Below are 11,739 nucleotides of genomic sequence, written 5' to 3' on the forward strand. Positions count from 1 at the left end.
TATATTTACACATGTGTAAAAGCCCTTTGCTCTTATTAAGCAAAGGGCTTTTTATTAAATAAAATGTGATAAATTCAATTACTATGGCGGGGTTTATTCCATATACGTACACATTTTTTAATTATGAATCCACGCTATAGTTGTGTGGAAACCTTTATCCATATAACGAGGATGAAAGTCCCTTCTCCTCCTCTAGGATATTATAGAGGACTAATCCTCTCCTCTTGAAACATTTCTGCAAATTTAATAAGAGGCGTAGAGAAAGTGACATCAGTACGATAAATAAAAAGCGTGTCGACTAGCGAAAATTTTTCTGGAATAGAATAATGAGTAACCTCTTCTAGATAGCTGTATCTTTGTACAATAGATAGAGGTAGTAAAGTAACTCCCAGGCCAGCTGCTATACATCCCATAAGCGCATCCAAGGAACCAAACTCCATAACTTTAGAAGGTATCACTCCTTCTTCATGTAACCAATGCTTTAACTTCTCACGATAAAAACAACCTTTGTGTAAAACTAACAGTGTCAAATCATCAACTTTATGAGATTTTAAAGATTGAGAAAGTAACGAATTTCCTACCAATACTAATTCTTCACTGAATACTTTCTTTGTAATAAGGTCAGGATGAGATAGAGGTCCAGAGACAAATGCACCGTCTAATTTATAATTTAACACTGCTTCAATATGCTGACTTGTAGGCCCCGTTTTTAAGTTTAAATCTACTTGAGGATAGGCAGAGTGATACCTAGAGAGAAACCTAGGCAAATGAACGGCAGCCGTTGTCTCCATTGAACCGATACCTAAGGGACCTTGAGGCTCTTCTTGGTCCCTCATTACTTCTTTTGTTTCATCTAAAAGACGAAAAATTTTATCAGCATAAGTTATTAATACTTCTCCTTTTGCTGTTAGTGTAACCCCTTTGTTATGTCGATAAAATAAGACCGTTTGCAGGCTGTTTTCTAACTGTTGCATCCGAGTCGTAATATTAGACTGTGCATAATTTAGCTCTTTTGCAGCTTTTGAGATACTCCCATACTCGGCAACTGCCTTAAAAATACGCAAAGATTGAATATCCATGTTTCTTCACACCTAATTTCTCTTTGCCATCTGTTAAAGAGATGGCAAATATCTTTATTTTGAATTATACCATATGGATAAAAACATATATGATAAATATGGAGCATCTTTTATGAGGACTATAAAGTGCCATTATATTTTTATGAGTCTCACATGTGCTCTTAATAAAAATGAATTAACTACCAGACCACATCATTTATTTAATTCTTAATACAACTCGTGTAGTCTACTTCATAACCTGGGGGAGAAAAATGAATTTAGATAATCGTGTTTGTGAAATGTTAGATATTAAGGTACCCATTATACAGGCTGGTATGGCGGGAGATAAAATTACAACAGTAGATCTCATTGTAAACGTATGTGAGGCAGGTGGGCTTGGAACATTAGGTGCTGCTTATATGCATCCAGAGGATATTCGACAAGCTGTGAGAGAGATTCGAAAGTATACTAAAAGGCCCTTTGCTGTTAATCTTTTTGCTACTGAAATGGCAGATAATACGGGTGGGTTAGAAGAGGTTCAGCAATTATTAGATACGATGCGAGGCGTTTTATCTATTAAGCGTGTTGAACAAGAAGTCAAAACTAAAAATTTATTTAAAGAGCAGTTTAAAGTATTGGTAGAAGAACAAGTACCTATCGTAAGCACAGCTTTTGGTGTTCTTCCACCTTATGCGATGAAAATAGCAAAAGAAAATGACATAAAAGTTATGACAATGGTTACAACAGTCAAAGAAGCCCTAACTGCACAAGAACAGGGGACGGATGTGATTATAGCTCAAGGAAGTGAAGCAGGTGGTCATCGAGGAACATTTGATGTAAATGAGCATCCTTACGGAGCTAATATTGGGCTGTTCTCACTTGTACCTCAAATAGTGGATCAAGTGGATGTTCCCGTCATTGCCACCGGTGGAATTATGGATGGAAGAGGATTAATCGCAGCTTTAGCTTTTGGCGCGAGTGGTGTACAAATGGGAACTGCTTTTTTAGCGACACAAGAATCTGGAGCACATCCTTGTTATAAAGAGGCTCTTCACGAAAGTAATGAAGAAAGCACGGTTCTCACTAGACATTTTTCAGGTCGTCCCGCACGAGGAATAGCCAATACTTTTATTAAGGAGTTCGAAACTTCTAAGATTCAACCGTTATGTTTTCCTACACAAAATACCATTACGGGAGATATTCGAAAAGCTGCAGCTAAGCTAGGTGATAAAGAGTATATGTCTTTATGGTGTGGCCAAAGTACGAGGCTATTAGAAAGAGATAGAACAGCAGCTGATCTAGTGAAAGCTACTATGCAACAAGCAGAAAATATTCTAAAAACACTCAACTATAGTTAAATTAATAAATGAGCCTCTTTCTATAGTAATTATCGTTTGAATCTATAGAATTGGGCTTTTCCTATTTAATCATTTACTCTAAAGGTATAATAAATGATGTGAAAAAATATTTGAATTGTAAGGTGAAAAACATGAGAATTGGTTTTTTTGACTCTGGCATTGGAGGAATATCGGTATTAAATGAAGCAATAAAACATTTTCCGAAAGAAGATTTTTTATATTATGCTGATACACGCAATGTTCCGTATGGAACCAAGACAAAAGAAGAAGTAAATAAACATGTCCAAACTGCAGTGGAAGATATTCTTAAACAAGAGGTTAAAGCACTTGTTATCGCTTGTAATACAGCTACTAGCATCTCTATTAACGAATTAAGGTCTACGTACGATATCCCAATAATCGGAATGGAGCCTGCTGCAAAGCCTGCTATTGAATTAAGTAGTTCAATGGATAAAAGAGTGCTTGTTTTTGCTACGGACTTAACATTAAAAGAATTGAAATATAAAAAGCTAATTACTAGAATTGATAAGGATTCAATCGTTGACCCATTACCTCTTCCAGAATTAGTTGAATTCTGTGAAGATCTAAACTTTAATTGGGACAAATTAAGTACGTATTTTAGAACAAAGCTAGAAGGATTTGATTTAAATCAATATGGTACGGTTGTACTAGGTTGCACTCATTTCCCTTATTACAAGCCTGTATTAAAAGATTTTCTTCCCTCTCATATTCAACTTATTGATGGCAGTAAAGGTACTGTAGAAAGACTGTCTAGTCTCCTAGAAGAAAAAAGTTTACTAAGTACCAATGGAACTAATGATATTTCGTTTCAATGTTCTAGTAACGATAAGAACTATATGATAAAGATGGAAAATGCATTAAATATACTGCAAAATGCATTAAATAAACCAAAAAGAAAGCACCTTAAGTAAAGGTGCTTTCTTTTGCGTTCCTGCAATGGGCATTGCGTTTAGTTTCACTTTTCAACATATCGATAACATAATAAACTAACTCTAAATTTCATTTTTTCATTTATATGTTTTGTAGAAAAATATGAACTTTTTCGACAACAGATATAAATACTAAAGTATCTATAACAAAAATAATTAACCATTTACTTAAATAAATTAAAGAATTTTTAAGTTAGTATAAATGTTATTGCATATTCTAAATATTTACGAAAAGATAAGGTATGAAACAATAAATACATACAATAAATACATAAAGGAAGGAATTAGCCTGTCTTGATAATGCTGTCTCCCGTTGCAGCAAATGCCTGATTCGGGATAAAAACTCCCAAAGCCATTATGATAGGTACTAGCTTTTTCTTCAATGGACAACACTCCTATTCAGTTTTTTGATACCGAACGAATGTAACCATTTGATAAAAATTGTCATGGTTTATTTTGTTACATTTGCATGACAAAGGAAAAACTGTTGCATCGTAAATCATAGAACAGCTAATACTAATTTTACGACTAAGAAAGGAGATGAAACTATATGAAAAGTAAAAAATTAGAAAGACGATTTCTAAAGTGTATAACCGTCATATTTTTAGGTAGCTTACCCTTCGTTTTAAAGAAAACCCCTGTCAAAGACTCACTGTTGGTCTTGTTTATGAATGGATATACAAATGCTATCGTTGACAGGTTTCTAGTTAACCGTCGAATACTTCAATACCCTATACGCTTTATACCTAAAGAGTTTAAATCGAATGTTTTATTTGATTTCTTATGTTTACCAACTGTTTCTTTATGGCTTTATCATTTAACAAAAAATGATAATCCTTTTAAAATTGTATATAAAATTGTACTTACCATCAGTTCACTATTTTTAGTTGAGTTATGGGCAGAAAAATATACGAAACTAATTAAGTGGCAAAAAGGCTGGAAATGGTATTACAGCCTTATTAGCCTTAATGTAAGAGCTTTATTTAGTCGTTTAGTAATTGCAATTATTAACATTATACAAAAGAAACAAGAGGGTTAACCTATGCTCCTACTAAAAAAATCATCTTGTGTCTCCCTCTTGTTTTATAGGTGGAAACTCAACTGGTTCTGCTTCTTCAAAGATGAACAAATCTAATTGTTCAGTCTCGAATGGATTACCGGATGTTTCCCAACCAGTTAATGCACCGAACAGACCTTCATTTTCCCATCCTGTTAAGTTACCCCAAATAGATACTTCACTCACATGAGCATGAGAAGAACTCGGGAATGCTGCTCAGATATTAATTGTTTTTCATCTTGTAGCCTTTGAATTTATATCCATATACGCTTGTAAGATCAACGAAGCTCTTATAGGAATACGTAATCGCAACCGGTGTTCCAACTTGAACTTTATCATAAAGCTTTTCGATGTCTGCATTATGCATTCTCACGCAACCTTGACTCACGTATTTTCCAATGCTGCTTTCATTGTTATTGCCGTGAATGCCATACGTATCACCATACGTACCGTTTGCATTTATCCCTAACCAACGTTTTCCTAATGGATTGCGAGGATTGCCCGCAGGAATATGCCCTGTATAGTAAGGGCGGTTTTTAATCTTGTTCACCACTTTAAAAAAGCCAACAGGTGTTTTGACCCATGTTTTCCCCGTTTCTACTGGATCAACGATTTCAATATAACCATTATGAAAATACGCAAGCTTGTTATAGTACTTGTTAATGATGATTAAATCTTGATTTGCTGGTTTACTTGCTGCTTCTGTTTTCCCCTGATTTACTCCACATAATGCGACCATTAATAATGTAAGAACGGTCATTAATTTCATAAAAATGTTCTTCATAAAAACTCTCCTCTTTTTTATATTTTTATAGGAAACGAAAAAAGCACCTCCCAGAAAGATGCATTTTCGTCAAAATCATTTATAAATAAAAACCTAATAAATCGACGATTTTAACATGCAGAGAAACGCTCCCTGACGAAATTAACTTTTATTTTGCGTATAACTTGCAAATTTCAGCGTTTTAAAATACACATAAAAAAGACCACTCATATAAGAGAGGTCTTTTCATTGCTAATTGATTTCTCCTCGATGGGAACAATGCTATCAATACTTTACATTAAAATTTCGATGATTCCATATACCTTGGATAGCTTGCTCAGTTTATAAAATTCACCCTAATTTGCGTTTGAATTCTTTACTAGCGAAAAAGTAAGCGATGACCATGATACCTAGGCACCAGGCAAGGGCACTCCAGATATCGTTGCCAACTGATCCTTCGTACAAGAGTGCACGAATTGTATTCACGATTGAAGTCACGGGCTGGTTTTCAGCGAATGCACGAACAGCTTTAGGCATCGTTTCAGTGGGAACAAAGGCGGAACTAATAAAAGGTAGGAAGATTAGTGGGTACGAGTAGCCTGTGGCTCCTTCCATAGATTTCGCTGTCAGTCCTGGAATAATGGCCAACCATGTCAGGGCTAGCGTAAACAGCCCGAGTATCCCGGCTACCGCGAACCAATCTAGGATATCAGCGCTGGAGCGGAAACCCATCAAGAGCGCGATGAGGATAACTATTACGACAGTAAGCGCATTGGAAACAAAAGATGTCAACACGTGAGCCCATAATACCGAAGACCGTTTAATAGGCATAGTAATAAAACGGGCCATCAGTCCACTTTTTACATCATTAAATAGCCGCACGGAAGTGTAAGCGACGCCGGATGCGATAGCCATCAGCAAGATTCCTGGTAATAAATAATTGACGTAGTTGGCTGTTCCTGTATTTATGGCACCCCCAAATACGTAGACAAACAGTAGCATCATCATAATCGGCGTAATCGCCACCGTAATAATTGTATCCGGGCTGCGCATAATAGTGCGCATCAAACGTCCTAGTAATACACCTGTTTTGTTTTTCATTTACATTTCCTCCTTTTTGCCGATGATCGCGAGGAAGATTTCCTCCAATGTTGGCTGTTTTTCAATGTATTCCACTTTTGCTGGGGGGAACATCTCTTTAAGTTCGGTAAGGGTACCGGTTTTGATGATTTTTCCGCCATGTAGGATGGCTATCCGATCTGCCAGTTGTTCAGCTTCCTCCAGATACTGAGTCGTGAGCAAGATGGTCGTACCACCGCCAGCAAGCTCTTTGACGGTGTTCCAGACTTCAATCCGGGCTTCCGGATCAAGTCCGGTCGTCGGTTCGTCGAGAAAAATAACGGCTGGGGCGCCAATCAGACTCATAGCTATATCAAGACGGCGCTTCATTCCACCGGAATATTGATCCGCCCGGCGATTGGCTGCATCGGTCAAGCTGAATCTTGCAAGGAGATTGTCAGCTACTTCATTAGGATTAGATACCCCTCGCAATTTGGCAATCATTATCAGGTTTTCCTTCCCAGTGAGCATGCCGTCTAAAGCTGCGAACTGCCCCGTTAGGCTGATGTTCTGGCGGACATCAGCCGGTTGACGTTGGACGTCAAATCCGCAAATACTTACTTCGCCGCTATCAGCCTTCATCAGTGTTGAAAGAATGTTAACTGTCGTCGTCTTCCCTGCTCCATTTGAGCCCAGCAGTGCAAAAATTTCACCGCGCTGCACCTCAACGTTCACCCCTTTTAATACTTCTTTGTCTTTAAAGGCCTTTTTTAACTCTTTTACAAAAATCACTGTATTTCTCATACGTTTTTCCTCCTTTTAAAAGCTCCACAAGCTGGCTTGCTAGAACTGTCATGATTTAACTAAGCTGAGCGTCTCGTAGAGCTAAATTTTTAATACCTTACTATTCAGTCTGACTTATATTCTGTATTACTTAGTACTGAGTTTAAAAAATGACTGAATAGCAAAAGCAAAAATCTATACTTGCAACTAGCTATTCAGTCGATGTTATTGATTAAATTTATTTTTTCCTAATCGTTCCTTAATACTCTGATTCAAATCTTCACGATACTTAACCATATAAGTTTTAGCATTTGCCACTAATTCGTCAGCAAAGGAAGCCACATCGTCTCCAGTAATTTCGAGCACCTGTCTACCTTCTGCAGCACCTGCTTCGAATAAATCAATTAATTCATACTGCATGTGTAGCATATCCATTCCGTTGCCCGATGAGAAATTCCACATGTAGTTTTGAATTTTTTTAAATACAAACTGATAGTCCTCTGGCAAGGCTTCAACCCGTGCCATCATCATTTTATACTCTTTTTTATCACCAATCATTTTTTTGAATATTTCCAGCATGTCATTTTTCCTCCTTTTTATAAAACTTCATAAGATGCTTTAAAACTATCCGACGGTCTATCTTATGAAGCTAGTTTGACTTCAAGACGTTGATTTTTGATGATACAAAATCCCACCTCTTCCAAAACAGCTCAAGCTCCTTGTAGCCCGCCTCATTAAGCGAATAAAATTTGCGGGGTGGGCCCATATCTGATGGTTTTTTTTCTATATTCACAAGTTTTTTCTTTTCTAATCGTACGAGAATAGTGTAGACCGTTCCTTCCACGACCTCGATAAATCCAAGCTCGTTCAGACGGCGTGTAATTTCATAGCCATAGGTTTCATGACGGCTGATAATTTCTAACACACAGCCTTCTAGCGAACCTTTCAGCATTTCAGTTAAATTTTCGATCTTCAGAACCTCCTCTATATCGTTTGACTTATATTCTGTATTACTTAGTACCAAGCCAATTTTTACTTAATACTTTTAAAAATTAAGCTATTAAGTAATACTTAGTATATGTAGATTGTAATACTTAGTACCGGGCATTTCAACTATTTTTTAAAATATTTTCAAATGTATAGATATATTCAGGGATAATACTAAGACCCAAAAAAACTTATTAAAAGAATCCATAAGTCCTTTTAATAAGTTTTTTCCTTTACAGATGCTTTTACAGTTTTTCCGTATAACCCCTTGAATTTCGAATTAAAAAAGAGATCCCTGTCAGTAAACAGTTAAGAAACAAATATTTAGTCAGGTAGTGTTGAAAACTGTATGTGAAGTAGAAGTATAAGAAGAACACAAAACTAAAATAGAAAATAAATTTTAAATATCTTTTTAAAACTGAGTTATGAGGAGAATTCACATTGACTACTCCTTTTAAAGTCATATAATAAAATTATTTTTCAACATATATTAGAACGTTTTCTGTTTCATTTTATAAAACAATTAGAAAAATGATAGGTAATGTAGCAAGGCTTAGGGAGGTGCTAATTAACGTTGCACTTGATACAAACTCCGGCTCTGTATTAAATTGGAGCGCGTACATAGTTGTATTGGCAGCTGTGGGCATAGCAGCCATAATAATCATAATTTGTTTAACCATCTCATCAACAGGTAATAGAAGTGTTAGTATATAAGCGATAAATGGTGAGATCACAAGCTTGATAGCTAATGACCATGAAACTTTTGCTTTGGCTAAATTTCTAATTGATATTTTAGCCAGCTGCATTCCAAGTACGATCATGATGGTAGGAATAGCTGCACCGGCCACTAAATCAACCGCTTCTTTTACAGAGTTGCTTAATGGAATATGAAGAAACTGAAATATAGCTCCCAAAAGTCCCCCATATACAATTGGTATCCGTCGCACTGCGTCAACGGCTGATTTTATACCGTTTCCTTGTGGACTCCCTTTAGCGGCATAATAAACTCCCACTGTACACATGACCAGCTGCTGTATGACCATGAGAATAATGGCAGAGTCTAAGCCTGTAACGCCAAAGAGCAATAAAACGACAGGTGTACCGTAGTTTCCATTATTCATAAATGAGGACGCTAATATCATTCCACAGGTTTCTGAAGTAGAATATCTCTGGAAATAAGCAATAATATAGACGACAGCAATTAATGCAAAGCAAAGTGCAAATGTATACAACGTAAGATATAAGTAGTCAATATTAAATTTGGTTGTGTAAAATGTTTTGAACACTAGAACTGGAGACATCAAATAAAGTGCCATTGTTGAAATTGTTTTTGTATCAAATCCTATTTTCTTTTGTCCAATAAATCCAAGTGCAAAAATCCCGAAAATAGGAAGAAGGATTGTTAAGAACTCCATGTTTGTTCACCTTCGTCATTTTTTCTTTGTTATTTTCCAAATGAAGGACCTAGAAAATTAAAAATCTAGGTCTTTCATTTAAACTGATAAATTATAAATTTAGAACAATGATACGTTCTTCAGTCATTTCTTCAATTGCATACTTCGGCCCTTCTTTTCCGTTACCGCTCTTTTTCACACCGCCATATGGCATATGGTCAACACGATACGCTGAAGCATCATTTACAATTAATCCGCCTACCTCGATTTCGCGAGCTGCCTTCATAGCAAACTGTAAGTCGTTCGTAAAAAGGCCTGCTTGTAACCCATAGTCAGAATCATTTACCTTTGAAATCACTTCATCAATCTCATCATATTGAGCAATAGCTACTACTGGCCCGAACACTTCTTGACGACAAACTTTCATATCGTCATTTACATTGGTCAAAATTGTAGGAAGATAGAAAGCACCATCACGCTTTCCTCCTAGTTCAATTTTTGCCCCTTCTTCCACCGCTTCTTTTACCCATTCTTCCACTCGCTCTGCTTCTTTGAGACGAATCATAGGTCCAATATCCGTTTGCTCATCCATTGGATTACCGACTACTAACTTTTCTGTTTTTTCTTTTAGCTTATTAACAAATGCAGTATAAATATTCGTATGAACATAAATTCGCTGAACTGAAATACAAACTTGTCCCGCATTATTAAAGCTTTTTTGAGAAATTAAAGATGCAGCTTTTTCTAAATCAGCATCTTTATGTACGATAGTAGCCGAATTATTTCCTAGTTCAAGTGAAACTTTACGCAAACCTGCCTTAGATCGAATGAGCTCTCCTACTCTTGGGCTTCCTGTAAAAGTAAACATATTAACATCTTGGTTTTCTAATAACCATTCACCAATTTCTGCTCCATCCCCAGTCAATACTTGAAGGCGCCCTTTTGGCAGACCTGCTTCTTCCATTAATTCTGCTAGCTTGAGAGCACAAATTGGAGTGACTTCAGCAGGTTTTAATACTACACTATTCCCAGCTGCAAGTGCCGGTCCGAGTTTATGACAAACTAGATTGATAGGTACATTAAACGGTGTGATAGCTGCAACAACTCCAACCGGGACTTTTACTGTAAAAGCCATGCGATTCTCCGAGCCTGGAGCCGATTCAACAGGTACACCTTCTCCATGAATACGCTTTGCCTCTTCCGCTGAAATTTGTAAAGTTGTAGCCGCACGCTCGACTTCTCCACGAGATTCACGAATAGACTTTCCAACTTCAGTAGCCAAAATTTCAGCAAATTCTTCTTGACGGCTTAATAGTAAATCCGCTGCCTTCATTAATACCTCGTAGCGTTCATATGGTGAAAAAGTGTTTTTTAATGCATCTTTCGCGCTGGCCACAGCTTTATTTACATCGTCTTTTGTGGCTACTGAGATTTCAGCTGCAGGCTGCTGTGTATATTTATTTAAGACTTCCATTTTTTCTGCTGTTGTTTCCCATTCCCCATTTACATATAAACCATATTGTTTGACTTGAGTTAAACTCGTCATTATCTCCACATCCCCAATTGTATTAGCATTTTATCTTGTAAGTTCAATATTATAATGATATTTGTCACTGCGATATTTTGTTACCGTAAATTCAAGTGGCTTATCATCAAAACCGTAACTTACTCTTGTCATTTCAAGTAAAGCTTCTCCGCCCCGTATGCCTAACAGATCTGCTTCATAAATGGTTGCATTAATAGCAGATACCTTCTCTTTAGCTCGTTTTAAGAAGATTTCATTCTCTTCTAGCACTTCATAAAATTTTGCACGATTTAAATCTTGTTCAACTAGTATTTTCCCAATATGCATAGGCCAGCAAGAACGTTCAATCGCAATAGGTACTTCATCCGCAAAACGAATTCGTTCAATGACTAGAACCTCTTCTCCAGCATCTAACTCCAGCATGGAAGTTTCATAATACAAATCTTTTTTAAAATCAGTCCGAATGAGTTTTGAATTCGGCGTTAGTCCTTTTTCTGCTACTTCTTCTGCTAGTCCTTTGAGCTTGCCTAAGCTGCCGCCAATAAGAGGCTGAGGCTTTACAATTGTTCCCCTGCCCTGTTTTTTTTCTAACAGTCCATCCTGTACTAACATAGAAATAGCTTGTCTTAATGTAGTACGGCTTACATCAAATTCTTGCATTAATTCTTGTTCTGTTGGAATTAACGTATTAGGTTTCCAAATTTTCTCTTGTATACGTTTAATTAAGACATCTTTTACTTGAAGATAAAGCGCGATATTTTTATTAGAACCTATTGTATCTTTCATGTTCTCAAACTCCTTTTAA

The 11,739-nt window shown here is 36.6% G+C and carries 12 protein-coding genes; 3 read left to right on the forward strand and 9 right to left on the reverse strand.

From position 1 onward, the window contains the following. Positions 1-200: 200 nt before the first annotated feature. On the reverse strand, positions 201-1,079 hold the full coding sequence (locus tag JNUCC25_RS18170) for a LysR family transcriptional regulator (RefSeq protein ID WP_063672366.1): 879 nt from the start codon (positions 1,077-1,079) through the stop codon (positions 201-203). 251 nt (positions 1,080-1,330) lie between these two features. Between JNUCC25_RS18170 and JNUCC25_RS18175 the strand changes: the two genes are divergently transcribed. The 3 genes from JNUCC25_RS18175 to JNUCC25_RS18185 all read left to right on the forward strand — a co-directional run bounded on the left by JNUCC25_RS18175 (position 1,331) and on the right by JNUCC25_RS18185 (position 4,405). Beyond that, positions 1,331-2,416 (forward strand): NAD(P)H-dependent flavin oxidoreductase, encoded by a 1,086-nt coding sequence (locus JNUCC25_RS18175; protein WP_098526407.1) that lies wholly within the window; start codon positions 1,331-1,333, stop codon positions 2,414-2,416. A gap of 131 nt (positions 2,417-2,547) precedes the next feature. Continuing rightward, positions 2,548-3,348: a glutamate racemase gene (murI, locus tag JNUCC25_RS18180; RefSeq protein WP_029323422.1), complete on the forward strand. Its 801-nt coding sequence runs from the start codon at positions 2,548-2,550 to the stop codon at positions 3,346-3,348. Positions 3,349-3,916: 568 nt separating this feature from the next. Next, positions 3,917-4,405, forward strand: a complete 489-nt coding sequence (locus JNUCC25_RS18185) for a CBO0543 family protein (protein WP_013058315.1) — start codon at positions 3,917-3,919, stop codon at positions 4,403-4,405. Positions 4,406-4,646: 241 nt separating this feature from the next. Here the strand turns inward: JNUCC25_RS18185 and JNUCC25_RS18190 are convergent, their stop codons facing one another. The 8 genes from JNUCC25_RS18190 to JNUCC25_RS18225 form a co-directional block, all read right to left on the reverse strand. Next, positions 4,647-5,207: a L,D-transpeptidase gene (locus JNUCC25_RS18190; RefSeq protein WP_064471969.1), complete on the reverse strand. Its 561-nt coding sequence runs from the start codon at positions 5,205-5,207 to the stop codon at positions 4,647-4,649. A 330-nt stretch (positions 5,208-5,537) separates the two neighbouring features. Beyond that, complete coding sequence (locus JNUCC25_RS18195) at positions 5,538-6,287, reverse strand: ABC transporter permease (RefSeq protein ID WP_064471970.1); 750 nt, start codon at positions 6,285-6,287, stop codon at positions 5,538-5,540. Next, complete coding sequence (locus tag JNUCC25_RS18200) at positions 6,288-7,049, reverse strand: ABC transporter ATP-binding protein (protein WP_029323440.1); 762 nt, start codon at positions 7,047-7,049, stop codon at positions 6,288-6,290. Between the two features lie 204 nt (positions 7,050-7,253). Next, positions 7,254-7,607, reverse strand: a complete 354-nt coding sequence (locus JNUCC25_RS18205) for a DUF1048 domain-containing protein (protein ID WP_013058327.1) — start codon at positions 7,605-7,607, stop codon at positions 7,254-7,256. A 70-nt stretch (positions 7,608-7,677) separates the two neighbouring features. Next, positions 7,678-7,998 (reverse strand): PadR family transcriptional regulator, encoded by a 321-nt coding sequence (locus JNUCC25_RS18210; protein ID WP_028414817.1) that lies wholly within the window; start codon positions 7,996-7,998, stop codon positions 7,678-7,680. Positions 7,999-8,527: 529 nt separating this feature from the next. Next, positions 8,528-9,430 (reverse strand): AEC family transporter, encoded by a 903-nt coding sequence (locus JNUCC25_RS18215; RefSeq protein ID WP_013058329.1) that lies wholly within the window; start codon positions 9,428-9,430, stop codon positions 8,528-8,530. Between the two features lie 91 nt (positions 9,431-9,521). After that, positions 9,522-10,955: an aldehyde dehydrogenase family protein gene (locus JNUCC25_RS18220; protein ID WP_053487596.1), complete on the reverse strand. Its 1,434-nt coding sequence runs from the start codon at positions 10,953-10,955 to the stop codon at positions 9,522-9,524. A 30-nt stretch (positions 10,956-10,985) separates the two neighbouring features. Further along, positions 10,986-11,720, reverse strand: a complete 735-nt coding sequence (locus tag JNUCC25_RS18225) for a GntR family transcriptional regulator (RefSeq protein ID WP_013058331.1) — start codon at positions 11,718-11,720, stop codon at positions 10,986-10,988. Between the last annotated feature and the right edge of the window lie 19 nt (positions 11,721-11,739).

The sequence above is a fragment of the Priestia sp. JNUCC 25 genome, assembly GCF_053667915.1.

Excerpts from the sequence above, each read along its gene's own strand:
- JNUCC25_RS18170 (WP_063672366.1), bottom strand. The coding sequence starts at position 1,079 with ATGGATATTCAATCTTTGCGTATTTTTAAGGCAGTTGCCGAGTATGGG.
- JNUCC25_RS18175 (WP_098526407.1), top strand. The coding sequence starts at position 1,331 with ATGAATTTAGATAATCGTGTTTGTGAAATGTTAGATATTAAGGTACCC.
- murI (WP_029323422.1), top strand. The coding sequence starts at position 2,548 with ATGAGAATTGGTTTTTTTGACTCTGGCATTGGAGGAATATCGGTATTA.
- JNUCC25_RS18185 (WP_013058315.1), top strand. The coding sequence starts at position 3,917 with ATGAAAAGTAAAAAATTAGAAAGACGATTTCTAAAGTGTATAACCGTC.
- JNUCC25_RS18190 (WP_064471969.1), bottom strand. The coding sequence starts at position 5,207 with ATGAAGAACATTTTTATGAAATTAATGACCGTTCTTACATTATTAATG.
- JNUCC25_RS18195 (WP_064471970.1), bottom strand. The coding sequence starts at position 6,287 with ATGAAAAACAAAACAGGTGTATTACTAGGACGTTTGATGCGCACTATT.
- JNUCC25_RS18200 (WP_029323440.1), bottom strand. The coding sequence starts at position 7,049 with ATGAGAAATACAGTGATTTTTGTAAAAGAGTTAAAAAAGGCCTTTAAA.
- JNUCC25_RS18205 (WP_013058327.1), bottom strand. The coding sequence starts at position 7,607 with ATGCTGGAAATATTCAAAAAAATGATTGGTGATAAAAAAGAGTATAAA.
- JNUCC25_RS18215 (WP_013058329.1), bottom strand. The coding sequence starts at position 9,430 with ATGGAGTTCTTAACAATCCTTCTTCCTATTTTCGGGATTTTTGCACTT.
- JNUCC25_RS18220 (WP_053487596.1), bottom strand. The coding sequence starts at position 10,955 with ATGACGAGTTTAACTCAAGTCAAACAATATGGTTTATATGTAAATGGG.
- JNUCC25_RS18225 (WP_013058331.1), bottom strand. The coding sequence starts at position 11,720 with ATGAAAGATACAATAGGTTCTAATAAAAATATCGCGCTTTATCTTCAA.